The 15634-nt window shown below is 66.6% G+C and carries 15 protein-coding genes and 9 tRNA genes; 12 read left to right on the top strand and 12 right to left on the bottom strand.

Features of this window, described 5'->3' with window-relative positions; genetic code table 11:
* Window positions 1–199: 199 nt before the first annotated feature.
* Both msrB and VXJ37_RS06185 read right to left on the bottom strand, forming a co-directional pair.
* Window positions 200–661, bottom strand: a complete 462-nt coding sequence (gene msrB, locus VXJ37_RS06180) for a peptide-methionine (R)-S-oxide reductase MsrB (protein WP_331322482.1) — start codon at window positions 659–661, stop codon at window positions 200–202.
* A gap of 59 nt (window positions 662–720) precedes the next feature.
* Window positions 721–1212 carry a hypothetical protein gene (locus VXJ37_RS06185; protein ID WP_331322186.1) on the bottom strand — a complete coding sequence of 164 codons (492 nt, stop codon included), beginning with the start codon at window positions 1210–1212 and terminating at the stop codon, window positions 721–723.
* Window positions 1213–1369: 157 nt separating this feature from the next.
* On the opposite strand from VXJ37_RS06185, the gene VXJ37_RS06190 reads away from it, so the two are divergent.
* Genes VXJ37_RS06190 through VXJ37_RS06200 form a run of 3 tightly spaced genes read left to right on the top strand, consistent with a single transcriptional unit; the run spans window position 1370 to window position 5109 of the window.
* Window positions 1370–2641, top strand: coding sequence for an alpha/beta hydrolase family protein (locus tag VXJ37_RS06190; protein WP_331322187.1), 1272 nt, complete (start codon window positions 1370–1372; stop codon window positions 2639–2641).
* Window position 2642: 1 nt separating this feature from the next.
* Window positions 2643–4214 carry a succinic semialdehyde dehydrogenase gene (locus tag VXJ37_RS06195; RefSeq protein WP_331322188.1) on the top strand — a complete coding sequence of 524 codons (1572 nt, stop codon included), beginning with the start codon at window positions 2643–2645 and terminating at the stop codon, window positions 4212–4214.
* Between the two features lie 40 nt (window positions 4215–4254).
* Window positions 4255–5109, top strand: a complete 855-nt coding sequence (locus VXJ37_RS06200; protein ID WP_331322189.1) for an SDR family oxidoreductase — start codon at window positions 4255–4257, stop codon at window positions 5107–5109.
* Here the strand turns inward: VXJ37_RS06200 and ybaK are convergent.
* The 3 genes from ybaK to VXJ37_RS06215 are packed head-to-tail and all read right to left on the bottom strand — an operon-like array spanning window position 5092 to window position 7006.
* Window positions 5092–5592 carry a Cys-tRNA(Pro) deacylase gene (gene ybaK, locus VXJ37_RS06205; protein ID WP_331322190.1) on the bottom strand — a complete coding sequence of 167 codons (501 nt, stop codon included), beginning with the start codon at window positions 5590–5592 and terminating at the stop codon, window positions 5092–5094. The two genes, VXJ37_RS06200 and ybaK, sit on opposite strands and share 18 nt — an antisense overlap.
* A gap of 10 nt (window positions 5593–5602) precedes the next feature.
* The gene (locus VXJ37_RS06210; RefSeq protein ID WP_331322191.1) at window positions 5603–6052 is read right to left on the bottom strand and encodes a SufE family protein; all 450 of its coding nucleotides are present in this window, start codon (window positions 6050–6052) and stop codon (window positions 5603–5605) included.
* Between the two features lie 30 nt (window positions 6053–6082).
* On the bottom strand, window positions 6083–7006 hold the full coding sequence (locus VXJ37_RS06215) for a sulfurtransferase (protein WP_331322192.1): 924 nt from the start codon (window positions 7004–7006) through the stop codon (window positions 6083–6085).
* A 214-nt stretch (window positions 7007–7220) separates the two neighbouring features.
* On the opposite strand from VXJ37_RS06215, the gene zapE reads away from it, so the two are divergent.
* The gene (zapE, locus tag VXJ37_RS06220; RefSeq protein WP_331322194.1) at window positions 7221–8258 is read left to right on the top strand and encodes a cell division protein ZapE; all 1038 of its coding nucleotides are present in this window, start codon (window positions 7221–7223) and stop codon (window positions 8256–8258) included.
* A gap of 15 nt (window positions 8259–8273) precedes the next feature.
* Here zapE and VXJ37_RS06225 read toward each other — a convergent pair whose 3' ends face one another.
* The 3 genes from VXJ37_RS06225 to VXJ37_RS06235 all read right to left on the bottom strand — a co-directional run bounded on the left by VXJ37_RS06225 (window position 8274) and on the right by VXJ37_RS06235 (window position 10117).
* Window positions 8274–9482, bottom strand: coding sequence for a benzoate/H(+) symporter BenE family transporter (locus VXJ37_RS06225; RefSeq protein ID WP_331322195.1), 1209 nt, complete (start codon window positions 9480–9482; stop codon window positions 8274–8276).
* Between the two features lie 154 nt (window positions 9483–9636).
* Entirely contained in the window at window positions 9637–9900 is a 264-nt protein-coding gene (locus tag VXJ37_RS06230) for an antitoxin (protein ID WP_331322197.1), read from the bottom strand.
* A 145-nt stretch (window positions 9901–10045) separates the two neighbouring features.
* Window positions 10046–10117, bottom strand: a tRNA-Val gene (locus VXJ37_RS06235).
* 34 nt (window positions 10118–10151) lie between these two features.
* Here VXJ37_RS06235 and VXJ37_RS06240 point away from each other — a divergent pair.
* The 3 genes from VXJ37_RS06240 (at window position 10152) to VXJ37_RS06250 (ending at window position 10453) form a co-directional block, all read left to right on the top strand.
* Window positions 10152–10227: transfer RNA gene (locus VXJ37_RS06240), tRNA-OTHER, on the top strand.
* Window positions 10228–10260: 33 nt separating this feature from the next.
* Window positions 10261–10332, top strand: a tRNA-Val gene (locus tag VXJ37_RS06245).
* Window positions 10333–10383: 51 nt separating this feature from the next.
* Window positions 10384–10453 (top strand) — tRNA-Ala (locus VXJ37_RS06250).
* A gap of 50 nt (window positions 10454–10503) precedes the next feature.
* Here VXJ37_RS06250 and VXJ37_RS06255 read toward each other — a convergent pair.
* The 4 genes from VXJ37_RS06255 to VXJ37_RS06270 all read right to left on the bottom strand — a co-directional run bounded on the left by VXJ37_RS06255 (window position 10504) and on the right by VXJ37_RS06270 (window position 11033).
* Window positions 10504–10575: transfer RNA gene (locus VXJ37_RS06255), tRNA-Val, on the bottom strand.
* Window positions 10576–10732: 157 nt separating this feature from the next.
* Window positions 10733–10804: transfer RNA gene (locus VXJ37_RS06260), tRNA-Val, on the bottom strand.
* Window positions 10805–10842: 38 nt separating this feature from the next.
* A tRNA-Cys gene (locus VXJ37_RS06265) sits at window positions 10843–10913 on the bottom strand.
* A gap of 47 nt (window positions 10914–10960) precedes the next feature.
* Window positions 10961–11033: transfer RNA gene (locus VXJ37_RS06270), tRNA-Gly, on the bottom strand.
* 307 nt (window positions 11034–11340) lie between these two features.
* On the opposite strand from VXJ37_RS06270, the gene VXJ37_RS06275 reads away from it, so the two are divergent.
* From VXJ37_RS06275 to VXJ37_RS06295, 5 genes are all read left to right on the top strand, one after another.
* Window positions 11341–11412 (top strand) — tRNA-Val (locus tag VXJ37_RS06275).
* Window positions 11413–11517: 105 nt separating this feature from the next.
* Window positions 11518–12378 carry a cytochrome gene (locus VXJ37_RS06280; protein ID WP_331322198.1) on the top strand — a complete coding sequence of 287 codons (861 nt, stop codon included), beginning with the start codon at window positions 11518–11520 and terminating at the stop codon, window positions 12376–12378.
* Window positions 12379–12452: 74 nt separating this feature from the next.
* Window positions 12453–13055: a peptide deformylase gene (gene def, locus VXJ37_RS06285; protein WP_331322199.1), complete on the top strand. Its 603-nt coding sequence runs from the start codon at window positions 12453–12455 to the stop codon at window positions 13053–13055.
* The gene (gene fmt / locus VXJ37_RS06290; protein ID WP_331322200.1) at window positions 13052–13972 is read left to right on the top strand and encodes a methionyl-tRNA formyltransferase; all 921 of its coding nucleotides are present in this window, start codon (window positions 13052–13054) and stop codon (window positions 13970–13972) included. The genes def and fmt overlap by 4 nt, the downstream gene beginning before the upstream one ends.
* Window positions 13969–15588 (top strand): RsmB/NOP family class I SAM-dependent RNA methyltransferase, encoded by a 1620-nt coding sequence (locus tag VXJ37_RS06295; RefSeq protein ID WP_331322201.1) that lies wholly within the window; start codon window positions 13969–13971, stop codon window positions 15586–15588. The genes fmt and VXJ37_RS06295 overlap by 4 nt, the downstream gene beginning before the upstream one ends.
* Window positions 15589–15634: the final 46 nt, after the last annotated feature.

Consider the following 15634-nt stretch of genomic DNA (forward strand, 5'->3'; position numbering starts at 1 on the left):
CGTCGGCTGCCTTTCTGGTTGCTTGCTTTCTCTGGGGAGCGTAACAAGCAACCAGCAGGTCTTATGCCAAAAAGGGCGATCCATAAGAAAAGCTTAGGCTGGAGGATTTTCCCGGGCTGTCGAGACCAGCCCCTGCTGTGGCATCAGCATGGCCGGGGCATGCGGCCCCGGCCATGTGCCTGGCAGGTCTTTCGGCGGTTTAGTCCCGGGACTGCCCTTCACCGGCGTCGTCCTTGGCCACCAGCCGGAGGGAGACGGAGTTGATGCAGTAGCGCTGGTCCGTGGGAGTGCCGTAGCCCTCGCCCTCAAAAACGTGGCCCAAATGTGAGTCGCAGGAGGCGCACCGCACTTCGACCCGGTCCATGCCCAGGGTCCGGTCATGGATGTACCGCACCTTGCCCTCAGTCAACGGGGCCCAAAATGAAGGCCAGCCGCAGTGCGAGTCGAACTTCTCGTTGCTGGTGAACAATTCGGCGCCGCAGGCCCGGCACTGGTACACGCCCTCGGTATGCGTATCCCAGTACTCACCGGTGTAGGGCCGTTCAGTTCCGGCCTGCCGAAGGACGTGGTACTCCTCCGGAGTCAGTTCCTCACGCCACTGGTCATCGGTTTTTTGGAGTGTGTTGGCCGCTGCGGTGTTTTCCTGGGCGCCGCCAACCATGTCCGTTGCCTTGTTACCGAAGATGCTGTTTCCAAAGATGCTCATAGCATTCCCAACGCTCAGGAGTCGCCGATAAATCCCGAGCCGGCATACAGGTGGAGAACGGGGACGCCAAGCTGGTCCTGTGCCTTGTTGGCCCAGTCGGTGTGGAACGTGTCCGACACGGCATGCGGCCGCGTGATGACCACGGCCTGGCCGGCTCCTGTTTCCCTGACCTTGGCCACAAGGCTGTCCACCGCCTTGCCCTCCACTACCTGTCCCGTTACACCGGAGCCCAGCCCCCCCAGCGCAGCGAGTGAGGCGGCAAGGGTCTCGTCCGCATGGGCGCGCTCAGCGGCCACGTCCGGGTTTCGGTCGGCCAGTTCGCGGAACGCCTTGGCAACGTCCAGCATGGACAGGTTCTCCAGGAAATCCACCAGCAGGTGCCGCTCGGTGTTTGCCGGCACCAGGACCAGCAGGCGGCTGTCTGTCCCATCCACCAGCCGTTCAATGTTCACGCGGTCGTCCGCGCCCAGGGGTTCTTCGGTCAGGATGACGATGGGATCACTCATGGCCTTAGCCTAGCGCCCGGAGCTGCCTCCACGGTACGCCTGGGACACTGGCGGCAGACGGCGCGGCGACGTGCCGGAAGCGCCCGGGAATGCGGGCATCGGGGGGTCGGCCGGTAAGAATAGTGCCATGGCACCTTTCCGGCGAGCGCGCCCTGCAATGACTGCACCCACCAGGGATTCAGGCGTGATGTCGCCCGGGGCAAAGTGGGCCGTTGGCGGGGCGATCGCCGGCGGTTCGGTGGCGAGCCTGTTGGGAATGGGTTCCTCGGCGCTCGCCGTCTATTTTGCGCGGCGCGTCATCACTCCGGCCCGGCAGCGGGCCGCGGACAAGGAAGTGCTGGCCGTCATCCGGGACGGGCAGAAGCAGCAGGTGATCTTTGCTGCCAATGAGGACACCACCGTGGACGGGGTTTACGGGTTCTTTTTCGACGGCGGCAAAGGGCACGCGCGGATCGGACGCATCATTTCCTACTCGCCTGCCGAACGGACAGTCCTGCGCGAAGTTGAGGCGGTCTACAGCGGCGACCTCTCTACGGCACGCTGGGGATGGTGGAGCGGGGCCACGTATCCTGACCCGGCCGCCGTCGGACTTCCTGCGGAGGACGTGATGATCCCCGTGGAGCGCGGCGAAGCGCCCGCGTGGCTGGTCCGGGCAAAGGGCACCGCACGGACATGGGCCATCATGGTGCACGGGCGCGGGGCTACCAGGCAGGAGGCACTCCGCGCTGTGGGGCCGGCCCTGGAACTGGGTCTGACCAGCCTCCTGGTGTCCTACCGGAACGACGGACTGGCGCCGTCGGCCGACGATGGGCGGTATGGTTTGGGGTCAACGGAGTGGCAGGACATTGAAGCCGCCATCGAGTACGCGCTGGCCCACGGAGCCGAAGAGATTGTCCTCTTTGGCTGGTCCATGGGGGGCGCCATCTGCCTGCAGACGGCGGACCTTTCCCGCCACCGCCATCTCATCCGGGCCATGGTGCTCGATGCGCCGGTCACCGACTGGGTCACGGTGCTGGCACACCACGCGCAGCTGAACCGCATCCCGTCGCTCGTGGGCCGGTACGGGCAACTAATGCTGGGCCACCCGCTGGGACGCCGGCTCACCGGCCTCTCGGCCCCGGTGGACCTCAAAGTCATGGATTGGGTGTCCCGGGCTGTGGAGCTGCGGACGCCTACACTCATCATCCACAGCGTCGACGACGAGTACGTGCCGTACGGGCCTTCCGCGCTGCTCGCCGAACGCAACCCGGATATGGTGACGTTCGAAACCTTCAACCACGCGCGGCACACCAAGGAGTGGAACGTGGACCCCGAACGATGGGAGCGCCTCGTGAAGGCGTGGCTCCGGCAGCAGCTTGCCCCACGCCTCAACCCGGGCGCCGGGCTCGTGCCGGGCAGCCCGGCCCGGCAAACCCCCGCGGGGGCATGACATGGCGCTACGGCATGGGGGAGCGACGGTAACCGACCGGGGCCGCGACCTGGCAACGGGCCTTCCGGAACTGGTGGCCGCGGCAGCAGGGCGGCCAACCCAGGCGTCCAACGCTCCCTTCGATGGCTCGCTGGTAGGCGAAGTGCCTGTCTGCACCACCGACGACGTGGACTCTGCCGTAGCCCGCGCCCGCGTGGCCCAGCGGCACTGGGCAGGTTTGCCCGTCGCTGAACGCGGGGCCGTGATTCGCCGCTTCCGTGGACTGCTGCTGGACCGGGAACAGGACATTCTGGACCTGGTCCAGGCGGAGAGCGGCAAATCCCGGCTCAGCGCCTTCGAAGAGTTCGCCGACGTTGTGCTGACGGCCGACTACTACGAGCGGAATGCCGGCCGGTATCTGCGGCCACGCCGCCGAAAGGGCGCGGCCCCCGTGCTCACCCGTGCCACCGAGTACCGGGGGCCCAGGGGAGTGGTGGGCGTCATCAGCCCCTGGAACTATCCCCTGACCCTCGCTGTTTCCGACGCGATTCCCGCGCTCCTGGCGGGAAACAGCATCGTCCTGAAGCCGGATTCGCAGACGCCCTTTACCGCCCTGCTGATGCTCAAGCTGCTCCGGCAGGCAGGCCTTCCCACGGAGCTGTTCCAGATCGTCACCGGCCCCGGCACTGCGATAGGTCCGGCCCTGATCGAGCGCGTCGACTTCCTGATGTTCACAGGGTCCTCCCAAACAGGCAAAACCGTGGCCCGCCAGTGCGGCGAACGGCTGATCGGGTTCTCCGCCGAACTCGGCGGCAAGAACCCCATGCTGGTGCTGGCTGATGCCCAGGTGGGCAAGGCGGCCAGCGGCGCGGTGCACGCCTGCTTCTCCAACTCCGGCCAGCTGTGCGTCAGCATCGAACGGATCTACGTGAACGCCGACGTTTACGACAGCTTCCTGGCGGCCTTTACTGCGGAGGTAAAGCGGATCCGGATGGGTCCGGGCCCGGACTGGGACATCGGCATGGGTTCCCTGATCAGCGCTGCCCAGGTGGAGCGGGTGGACCGCCACGTCCAGGACGCCCTGGCCAAAGGGGCGCAGCTGCTGGCCGGCGGACGGCGGCGGCCGGACCTGGGGCCCTTGTTTTACGAACCAACGGTCCTGGCAGGAGTTACGGCGGACATGCTCCTTGCCCGGGAGGAGACGTTCGGGCCGGTGGTTGCCGTGTACCGGGCAGCCGACGACGACGAAGCCGTAGCCCTGGCCAACGACTCCGACTTCGGGCTGAACGCCAGCGTCTGGTCCGCCCGGCGCGGGGAGGCTGTTGCGCGCCGGCTCCGTACCGGCACCGTCAACGTCAACGAAGGCTACGCCGCCACCTGGGCATCCCATGACGCGCCCATCGGCGGAATGAAGGACTCCGGCGCCGGCCGGCGCCACGGCCGGGAAGGCATCCTGAAGTACACCGAACCGCAGACCATTGCCGTGCAGAGGCTGCTGCGGGTGGCGCCTGCGCCGGGCATGTCCAACCGCACCTATTCACGCATCATGAAGGGCGCCATCACCCTGATGGGCCGTCTTCCCCGGGGCCGGTAATCACACCTGCCCCTGTCGCACCAACTACAGGAGAACTGATATGGCCAGAGGAACCCGTCTTTCCGGTGCAACGCTGTTGGTCACGGGCGGTGGAAGCGGTCTGGGCCGGCGCATGGCGCTGGGAGCGGCACGGCGCGGAAGCCGCGTGGTCATCTGGGATGTGAATGCTGAAGCCGGCGCAGCGGTCTGCGGCGAGATCAGGGCTGCCGGAGGGTCAGCCGAGGCCCAGGCCGTGGACGTTACCGACAAGGAAGCGGTGGCTGCTGCCGCCGCCGCGGCCGGCCCCGTGGACGTCCTGATCAACAACGCCGGGGTGGTCAGCGGCCAACCGCTCCTTGATGCCACCGATGAGGCCATCGAACGGACCATGAACGTCAATGTCATGGCCCTGTATTGGGTAACGCGTGCTTTCCTCGCCGGGATGGCAGGCCGGCGCCACGGAACCGTGGTCACCGTTGCCAGCGCCGCCGCGCTGGTGGGGGTCGCGCGGCAGACCGACTACTCCGCCAGCAAATTCGCCGCATTCGGCTTCAACGAGTCGCTCCGCGCCGAGGTCCGTGCCGCCAAACTCGGCGTCAACACGCTGGTGGTCTGCCCGTATTACATCGACACGGGGATGTTCGACGGCGTCCAGACCCGCTGGCCCATGCTCCTCCCGATCCTCCAGGAAGAGGACGTGGCAACCAAGGTCCTCGATGCCATCGAGGCCGGCCGACGAAAGCTGGTCCTGCCGCCGCTCGTGAACCTGCTGCCGGTCCTCCGCATCCTTCCGGTCGACGCCTTTGACCGGCTCCTGGACGTCCTCGGAGTCAACCGGACCATGGACAATTTCACCGGCCGTGCCAATAGCCCTGAAAACTCTGCGAACCGCGGAGGTCTACCCGGCCGTCAGTGAGCTGATGGGCGCCGCGACGGCGTCCGTCAGCCGGACCAGGTCAGCCGGGGCGAGTTCAATGTCCAGGCCCCGCCTGCCGCCCGACACCAATAGCGTGCCAAGTTCCAGGGCGCTGGAATCCAGCACGGTGGGGGACGGCTGGCGCTGGCCGAGCGGGGAAATGCCGCCGAGCACGTAGCCGGTGCGCCGCTGGGCCGCGGCGGGATCGGCCATCGCAGCCTTTTTGGATCCAAGCGCAGCGGCCATGGCCTTCAGGTCCAGCGTGCCGCTCACCGGAACGATGCCGACCGCGAGCCTGCCCTCAACCTCCACCATCAGCGTCTTGAAGACGCGGGCCGGATCGATGCCCAGGGCTTCAGCAGCCTCGGCGCCGTAACTCGCGGCGGACGGATCGTGGGTGTAGGGGTGAAGCACAAAGGGAACCCCGGCGGCGGTGAGGACCGCTGTGGCCGGGGTTCCCTGGGTGCTGTTCCTGCGTGCCATGAAGGCGGGATCAGGCCTGGCTGCGGGACGCGGCGACCTTGCGCTTGATGCGGCCCAGCATGGCGGTCATGCCGCGCATGCGCAGGGGCGTAATGGCCCGGGTGAGTCCCAGCAGTTCCGGCATGTCGTCCGGCACGGCGAGGATCTCGTCCGCGGTCAAGCCGTCCAGGCCCTCGTGCAGCACCCCCGCAAACCCCCGCGTGGTGGGTGCCTCGGCGGGTGCCTTGAAGAACAGGTGGACGGCGCCGTCGTCGTGGTTCCCAGTCTCGATGGTGAGGAACAGCGGCGACTGGCACTCCACCACCTGCTCAAGGAGCTCGGGATGGTCCTTGAGCCGGTCCGGAAGTTCCGGCAGCCCTTCGGAGAACTCCAGCAGCAGCTGCAGTCTTTCGGGCTCGGACAGGGCCTGGAAATCGTCCACGATGGCCGCCAGGGCGGACGGCAAAGCTTGAGTAGTCATCGTTCCAAGTCTACGCGGGGCAGGCCTGCGTCAGGCTCCGACGGCAACGGGAACCGAACCCCGCTCGGCGCCCTTGACGATGGGGACCCGGACGGCGTTGCCCCACTCGGTCCAGGAACCGTCGTAATTGCGCACGGATTCGAAGCCCAGGAGGTACTTGAGTGCAAACCAGGTGTGGCTGGAACGCTCGCCGATGCGGCAGTAGGCAACGACGTCGTCACCTTCGGTCAACCCGGCCTCGCCCAGGTAGATCGCCTCCAGCTCATCCCTGCTGCGGAACGTTCCGTCCTCGGCAGCGGCGCGGGCCCACGGGATGGAGGCGGCGGTGGGGATGTGGCCGCCGCGCAGGGCGCCCTCTTCCGGGTAGGCCGGCATGTGGGTGCGCTGGCCCGTGTATTCCTCGGGGGAGCGGACGTCGATGAGCGGCTTGCCCAGGTGGGCAAGGACGTCGTCCTTGAACGCGCGGATGGGGGCGTCGTCGCGCTCCACCACCGGATAGTTGCCGGCGGCGGGGGCGGGCCTGTCCTTCGTCAGTTCACGGCCCTCGGCAACCCACTTGTCCCGGCCGCCGTCCAGCAGCCGGACGTCCTGGTGGCCGAAAAGGGTGAAGACCCACAGGGCGTAGGCGGCCCACCAGTTGGACTTGTCACCGTAGATGACCACGGTGCTGTCACGGGAGATGCCTTTCGACTCCGCCAGCTTCGCGAAGGCCGCGCCGTCAACGTAGTCGCGGGAAACCTCATCGTTCAGGTCCGTATGCCAGTCGATCTTGACGGCACCGGGAATGTGGCCCGTCTCGTACAGCAGCACGTCCTCGTCGGACTCCACAACCACCAGCTCGCCGTTTGCCACCGCGCCGTTCTCGATGGCAGCCGCGAGCCACTCAGTGGAAACGAGCCGCTCGGGGTGGGCGTAGGCTGCGAACTTCTCATTCTGTTCAACCGGGTAGGGCATGGTTTGGCCTTTCATTCAGAGCACGGGAAACCGTGGAACCGGCATTGGAACCTCTTCCCACCCTAACCAGCGCCCGTCGCGTTGTCCGTATTCCGTTAATAGGACGAAATGTTGCCTTGGTCACGCGGACGGCAGAAGGCGGTCGCCCGGAAGGGGGAGGCCGCGCATTGCCGGTATCCTTTCTGGGGACCAACCACCAGCAGAACGGACCACCTTGGTACAGATCGAACAGCTTGCCGCCCGCACTCCGGCAGTTTCGGTGGATGAACTCCTCAAAGGCTTCTTTCCGTCTCCGCGGTTCGGGGAGGTTTCCTTTTCGAGCTACCGCCCGGACCCCAAGCAGCCCAGCCAGGCTGCGGCCGTACGTGCCCTTGAAGCATTTGCCGACGGCGTGGGGTCGGGTAACGGGGGCGGCCTCTTCAGGAAGCTGTTTGGGAAGAAAGACGAATCCCGGGCCGGGATCTACCTGGACGGCGGCTTCGGCGTGGGCAAGACCCACCTGCTGGCGTCCCTCTGGCACGCCTCCCCGGGCCCCAAAGCCTTCGGTACGTTCGTGGAGTACACCAACCTGGTGGGTGCGCTGTCCTTCCGGAAGACCGTGGAGGCACTGAGCACCTACAAGCTGGTCTGCATCGACGAATTTGAACTGGACGATCCCGGGGACACGGTCCTGATGTCCCGTCTCATGCGCGAACTCTCGGACGCCGGCGTCAAGCTCGCCGCCACCTCCAATACGCTCCCGGGCTCGCTCGGGGAGGGCCGCTTTGCCGCCGTCGATTTCCAGCGCGAGATCCAGGTCCTGGCGGACCAGTTCGACGTCATCCGCATCGACGGTGAGGACTACCGTCACCGCGGCCTCCCCGCCGCGCCCCAGCCGCTGAAGAACAGCGAACTCAGTTCCCACATGAAGGCCGAGTTCGACGGCAAGACGGTGGCCCAGGACGAGTTCTCCACCCTGATCCATCACCTCGCCGGCGTGCACCCCAGCCGGTACCGGCAGTTGATCGATGGCATCGACGCTGTGGTGTGGCGCAACGTGGAAACCATCAACGAACAGGCGGTGGCGCTGCGCTTTGTGGTCCTGGCGGACCGGCTCTACGACAAGGACGTTCCCATCCTGGCCAGCGGTGTCCCCTTCGACAAACTGTTCACCGAGGAAATGATGGCCGGCGGTTACATGAAGAAGTACTTCCGTGCCGTTTCCCGCCTCACCGCACTGGCCCGTGAGGGCCAGAACCACGAACCGTCGTAACGGAATCCCTGCACCTCACGCTGCCCGCGGCTTCAGCACAAACCGCACTGCCAGCCCGGCGAGGAGCGCCCAGAACGCCGAGCCGACGCCGGCGAAAGCGAGGCCCGAAGCCGCCATCAGGAAGGTGACGGCGGGCGCGATGCGGTCTTCCGGGTCTGCCAGGGCGGCCGAGACCGCCGCGGCGAGGGTTCCCAACAGGGCCAGCCCGGCCACGGCCTCAAGCATTCCTGCCTGGGCCTGGCTGACCACCGATACCAGGGCCGTGGAGAAGGCGGCCAGCACCAGGTAGGCCAGGCCGGAGGTAAAGCCGGCCACCCACCGCCTGCCCCTGTCCGCGCCGGCTTCCTCTCCTGCGGCCAAGGCCGCGCTGAGTGCCGCAAGATTGATGGCGTGGCCGCCGAAGGGTGCCCCCAGGACCGTTCCTGCCCCGGTGACCAGCATCGCCGGTCGCCACGGAGTTTCGTATCCAAACGACCGGAGGACGGCTACGCCCGGAACATTTTGCGAGGCCATGGTCACCACGAACAGGGGAATGGCGATTCCCGCAACGGCCTGCAGGGTGAACGCGGGTGTGGTCCAGGCGAGGGCGGGCACCAGGGCTGCAGGCTCAACAGTTGTCCCCGCCGATGCGAGCGACGTTCCGATGACGGCCAAAGCCACCAGCAAGGCCCCGGGGACAGCCCACCGCGGAGCGAACTTCATCATCACCAGCCAGCAAAGAATGACCGGCGCCACGAACAGGGGGACCGTACCCAGGGCCTTGAACGGGGCCAGGCACAGCTGCAGCAGTACCCCGGCAAGCATCGCCTGGGCCAGCGACGACGGAATGCGGGCCATCAGCCGGCCGAGCGCCGGCACCAGGCCGGCCAGGGCCAGCAGCAGCCCCGTTGCAAGGAAGGCGCCGACGGCGGCCGGCCACCCGCCGTCGGGCATTCCCGACGCCGCAAGCAGTGCCGCGCCGGGGGTGGACCAGGCCAAAGTCACCGGAACTTTGGAGCGCCATGCGAGCAGCAGGACGCCGAGTCCGACGGCGAGGGTCAGTGCCAGCAGGCCGGACGCGGCCTGGCCGGCATCGGCACCAACCGCCCGGAGCCCGGCCAGCACTACGGCGAATGAGGAGGTGAAGCCCACCAGCGCGGTGACGCTTCCGGCAATGACCGGGCGGGAATCGATCCGGGGCGCTCCGGCCTTGTCTGTCCGTGACGGTGCGGGGGAGTTGGGCATACCGGCAGGTTATCGGGGTGCCTGCGGGAAGCGGGAATTGGGACGGCCGCCGTCGTGCATTGTGCCGCCCTTTAAACGCCAAAGGCGCGGGCGCCGCCTCCCGGCGGGACCCGCGCCCCGTTGACGTGCTGGGGCAATGCCCTGGCCAAATCCTCTACGGAACCCTGTCAACCGGCGGAACCGGATTTCCAGGAACTGCCGGGGGAACCGGTCCGGCGGCAGGTGCCTGGCCCGGGGTTCCGTTCCTGTCAATGAGCTTGGAAGCGCCATCCTGGATCTTGTCGACGTGTCCCGCGTACTTGCCGCCGGTCCTGGTGTCGACGAAATCGCCGGCCTTGGTGATGCCGTCCTTGATGGCCTGCTCGTTGCCGTGGATGAGACCCTGAGCCTTGCCCTTTAGATCGTCAATCAAACCCACGGGCACCTCCCTTCTGTCGCGGAGCCAGGTCGCTCCTCGCGCATTCGATCCTATCGGGGGGCTGCAGGCGTGCCAAGGGAAATCCGTTCGCCGGGAGCGGATGTCCGGGCAACAAAAAAGCAGCTCCGGAGAGCTGCTGTTCGTGTGGGCGATACTGGGATCGAACCAGTGACCTCTTCCGTGTCAGGGAAGCGCGCTACCGCTGCGCCAATCGCCCGGAACCGGAAGACCGGTAAGTGGGATAAAAGAGAGCGGACGACGAGATTCGAACTCGCGACATCCACCTTGGCAAGGTGGATGTCGCGAGTTCGAATCTCGTCGTCCGCTCTCTATTATCCCACTTACCGGTCGTCCGGTTCCGGGCGATTGGCGCAGCGGTCGCGCGCTTCCCTGACACGGAAGAGGTCACTGGGTCGATCCCAGTATCGCCCACTGGCAAGGCAACTAGCCCGCAGTACCCCGGTGCACCGGGACCACCTGCACGCGGACGTAGCTCAGCTGGTAGACCACCACCTTGGCAAGGTGGTGCTCTACCAGCTGAGCTACGTCCGCGTGCAGGTTGTCCCGGTGAACCGGGGTACTGCGGGCAAGTTGCCTTGCCAGTGGGCGATACTGGGATCGAACCAGTGACCTCTTCCGTGTCAGGGCAGCGCGCTACCGCTGCGCCAATCGCCCGGACCCGGACGACCGTGACGTGCGATAAAAGAGAGCGGAGGAGGAGATGCGAACTCGCGCCATCCACATTGGGAAGCTGGTGCTCTCCCAGCTGAGCTACGTCCGCGTGCAGGTGGTCCCGGTGCACCGGGGTACTGCGGGCTAGGTGCCTTGCCAGTGGGCGATACTGGGATCGAACCAGTGACCTCTTCCGTGTCAGGGAAGCGCGCTACCGCTGCGCCAATCGCCCATTGAATCCGAAAGATCCGGAAACCATGGTTTTCACCGAGGTGGGTACGGGATTCGAACCCGTGTATACGGCTTTGCAGGCCGCTGCCTCGCCTCTCGGCCAACCCACCGTGTTAGCGTCAATTCCGAAGAATGTTTGCTGTGACAGTGTCCTGCGAGCGGACGACGAGATTCGAACTCGCGACATCCACCTTGGCAAGGTGGTGCTCTACCAGCTGAGCTACGTCCGCATTTTGGAGGGTTGAATCCTTGCCGTTTCCGGCATTTCCTCGCGTTCCAACGAGTAAAAACAATATAGGAGGTTCCGGGAATCTCCAAATCGGGCCGGCCCGGGGAACCGTCAACCCGCCTGCTTCCCAGCATTCACGCGGGTTCTGCCAAGTTACAGACGTGTAATTCGCGACGGCGGCGAGGGGGCTTAAAGGGGCCGGTCCAGGCGGTTCCGCGTCCCGCGGCCCGCTTCCAGGCAGCGCTGCCGGCTGCGGAATGTCCGATTTTTGAATTGGGGCAGAGGTGGGCTAGCATTCAAATGCATCGGGGCGATTGGCGCAGTGGTAGCGCGCTTCGTTCACACCGAAGAGGTCACTGGTTCGAACCCAGTATCGCCCACCGCAGAGGTCCGTTTCCGCTCATCAGCAGCGGAAACGGACCTTTTTTTGTGTGCAGCTCCTGCCTCCGGAGCTTTTGTCGGCCCCCTGTGAAAGAGTCTTTTCCATGACTGATCCGCTTCTCGCCCACGCCACCGAATACGGCCGGATGTACGCACGGTCAACGTCTGAGCAGTTCTCCGTACCGTCCATCACTACGGTCATCAGCCAGCAGCCACACGGCCTCGACGGCTGGTTCGGCTACATGGGGGCAAGCAGCCTGGCCAACGACCCCCTGCTGTCGGACTGCCTGGGCAGCCCCGCGAAGATCAAACAGGCCATCAACCGTGCGGCCAAGGCTGCCGAAACCTACCGGGACGACGCCGCCCGGCGCGGGGACCGGGTGCATTACTACTGCGAGCAGGTGGCGTTGCGTGCTTTGGGGCGCCCCCACGCCATGAAGGAAGCCCGGGAAGCGCTCGGCGCCAACGGAGAGGAAGCCTTCGCCGTCCGTTTCGACGAATGGTGGGAGCTTTTCAGGGTTGAGCCCATCGCCCCGGAAATAACTGTTTGGAACAACTCCGTGGGCTATGCGGGAACCCTTGACCTCGTGGCACGGATCAACGGCCGCATCTGCCTGATCGACTACAAAACCAAGGGCACCACCCGGGACGGGCTGGTGAAGCCCCTGGACGACAAGGTGGTCATGCAACTGGTGGCCGGCATGAAGGCCGAGGAAAGCCTGGTGGACCCGGAGGCCGGAACGTGGGAACCGTGGAAGTACGGGGAAAACCCGGTCCTGCTGGCCGTTGCCATCGGCGAGACGGAGGTCCGGCCAGTCCGCGCCAACCCCGAGGTCCTCAAGCACCACTGGTGGAAGTTCTGCGCACTGCGCCGCGTCTGGGAGCTGTCCGCGGACACCGTCAGTGCCGGCACGGCCCTGCTGCCCATTGCCCCTCCGCCGCTGGCACAGGCCCGCACCGCCTAGGTCGGTCCAGCCGGGGTGACTGCACCTAAACTGGATAGGTTCCCTTTGCCACCAACCGTGAGGACAAACAGCGCATGGCTATTCTGAATATCCGCATCATCGGGGATCCTGTGCTGCGCACAGTCGCCGATCCCGTGACGGAATTCGGACCCGAGCTTGCCAAACTGGTCGCCGACATGACCGAGACCATGGAGGATGTGGACGGCGCGGGCCTTGCCGCGCCCCAGATCGGGGTCAGCAAGCGCGTCTTTACCTACCGCATCGACGGTGTGGAAGGGCACATCATCAACCCTGTCCTGGAGAACAGCGGGGACTACCAGCCGGACCACGTGGAAGGCTGCCTCTCCATTCCGGGCCTCGGTTTCCCGGTCCGCCGCTTCCGCACCACGAAGGTCACCGGGGTGGACATGCACGGCAACCCGGTCTCCATCGAGGGGGAAGGGCTGCTGGCCCGCTGCTTCCAGCATGAGAACGACCACCTGGACGGCATTCTCTACACCGACCGCCTGGAGGGCGAGGACCGGAAGGCGGCGCTGCGGTCCATCCGCAATGCCAATTACGACGCCGTCACCGAACGCACCACCGCCAAACGTGCCAAGAGCGTGGGGTCGAGTTTCGGCGGCGCCAGCTTTGGTGGCGGCAGCGCCCCCGGCTCCAGCTTCGGCGCAGCCGGGTGAGGGTCCTTTTCGCGGGGACTCCCGCCGTCGCTGTCCCGTCCCTGGATGCCCTCGTCGAAGCAGGATTCGACGTCGTCGCAGTCCTGACCCGTCCCGATGCCCCCGTAGGCCGGAAACGGGTGTTGACGCCGTCACCGGTTGCCCGGCGCGCTGCGGAACTGGACATTGAGGTTATCCGCGCCGCGCGCGTCGATGCTGAGGCGGTCGCCAAAATCTCCGCTGTCCAGCCGGACGTGGCCGCCATCGTGGCCTACGGGGGACTGGTGCCGCCCGCAGCCTTGGGCATACCGCGGCACGGCTGGGTCAACCTGCATTTCTCTTTGCTGCCCGCCTGGCGCGGGGCGGCCCCCGTTCAGCGGTCCGTCATGGCCGGCGACGACGTCACCGGTGCCGTCACCTTCCGGCTCGAGGAGGGACTGGACACTGGTCCGGTCTTTGGCACCCTGACGGAAGCGGTTAAACCCCGGGACACTGCGGGCGATCTGCTGGAGCGGCTCTCCCACAGTGGTGCGGTCCTGCTGGCTCAGACGTTGTCGGCGATCCAGGCCGGGAAAGCGTCGCCGCAGCCGCAGTCCGGCGAGGTATCGCTCGCACCGAAACTGACCCTGGAGGACGGCCACCTCAACTGGTCCCACCCTGCACTTGCCATCGCCAGGCAGGCCCGTGGTGTTACCCCGGAACCCGGCGCCTGGACGCTGCTGGACGGGCAGCGGTTGAAGCTCGAGCCTGTCCTGCTCCGGCCGGACGTTTCCGAACTTGCCCCCGGCGCCGTGCAGTTGCAGGGGAAAAGCGTGCTGGTAGGGACGGGATCACATGCGGTGGAACTCACCCGGGTCCAGCCCGCCGGGAAAAAGATGATGGCTGCAGCCGATTGGGCACGCGGTATGAATTCTCTGGAGAGTGTGGTGTTCGAATGAGCGGGTCCGGCGGCAACGCAGGCGGACGTGGCAGTGCCGGGGGACGGGGCAGCGCCGGGAAGAGCGGCCACGGCGGACAGGCGGGCAGCGGACGCGGCAATGGCGGACCACGGGATGCCAGCAAGCGCAACGCCAAGGGACGGGAGCGCAACCGGGGCCCGCAGCAGAATTTCACGGAGCAGGCGCCGTCGCAGCGGACCCGGCGTGCCGATCCCGCCCGCCTGGTGGCTTTCGAAGTGCTGCGCGCGGTGGCGGAGGAGGACGCCTATGCCAACCTGGTGCTGCCCGCGCGGATCCGGCACCACCGCCTGGACAAGCGGGATGCCGGCTTCGCCACCGAGCTGAGCTATGGAGCCTTGCGTGGGCAGGGCACGTACGACGCCATCCTGGCGCGCTGCGTGGACCGGCCTCTGGCCCAGCTGGACCCTGCCGTTCTCGACGCCCTGCGTATTGGTGCGCACCAGTTGCTGGCCATGCGGGTTCCGGCGCACGCGGCACTGGACCAGACGGTAGGGCTGGCACGGGCCGTCATCGGTGCCGGCCCCTCTGCCCTGATCAACGCCGTCCTCCGCAAAGTGGCCGCCCGGACCCTTGAGGAATGGCTGGACCTGCTGGTGGAGGGCGAAACCGACGCGACGAAGGTTGCCTCACTCCGGTATGCCCACCCTGAATGGATCGTTCGCGCCATGCGGCAGTCGCTGGTGGCGCACGGCCGGCCTGCAGCAGAGATCGACAGCCTGCTGGAAGCGGACAATGCGGCCCCGGTGGTCAACCTGGTGGCCCTGCCCGGCCTTGGCAGCCTGGACGAAGCACTGGACAACGGCGCCACTCCAGGAGAGCTGGTGGAAGGATCCGCACTCTCCAGCGGCGGGGATCTGGGCCGGATGGCGTCCGTACGCGCCGGCACCACGCGGGTGCAGGACGTTGGTTCCCAGCTGGTGGCCAGGGCGCTGGCCGCCGTGGATTTGGGCCCGGCCTCAGAGCGGACCGGTGCTGACGCCGAGGCATCCGGTGCGGGCGAGGCCTGGCTCGATCTCTGTGCCGGCCCCGGCGGGAAAGCGGCGCTCCTCGGTGCCCTGGCGCACCAGCGCGGTGCAACGCTCCTCGCCAATGAGCCTGCTCCGCACCGCGCCAAGCTCGTCAGCCAGGCACTGTCTGCTGTCCCTGGCGGCAGCTGGCAGGTCCGTACCGGCGACGGCCGGGACGTGGGCGCCGAACAGCCGGAAGGGTTCGACCGCGTGCTGGCCGATGTTCCCTGTACCGGCCTCGGAGCGCTCAGGCGCAGGCCGGAGTCCCGGTGGCGGCGCTCGCCCAAGGATATTGCGGACCTTGGGCCTCTGCAGCGCGAACTTTTGGGCTCCGCCCTGGCAGCAGTGCGGCCCGGGGGAGTAGTGGCCTACGTGACCTGCTCGCCCCATCCGGCGGAAACCACCGCGGTTGTGGCCGACGTCCTGCGCAAGCGGGATGACCTGGAACTCATCGACGCCGGGGCGGCCCTGGATGCGGTCAGCCTGACGGGAAGCCTCGGCGCCGGCCATGAGTCGACGGCACAGCTCTGGCCCCACATCCACCACACGGATGCCATGTTCCTGGCGCTCATCAAAAAGAAGTCCTGACCAAAGCGGTCCTGCGCAGGAATGCGCTTCGTCCGTAAGACACCCG

Origin of the sequence: Pseudarthrobacter phenanthrenivorans (assembly GCF_036455295.1) — a bacterium.
In the GTDB taxonomy this organism is placed as follows: domain Bacteria; phylum Actinomycetota; class Actinomycetes; order Actinomycetales; family Micrococcaceae; genus Arthrobacter; species Arthrobacter phenanthrenivorans_C.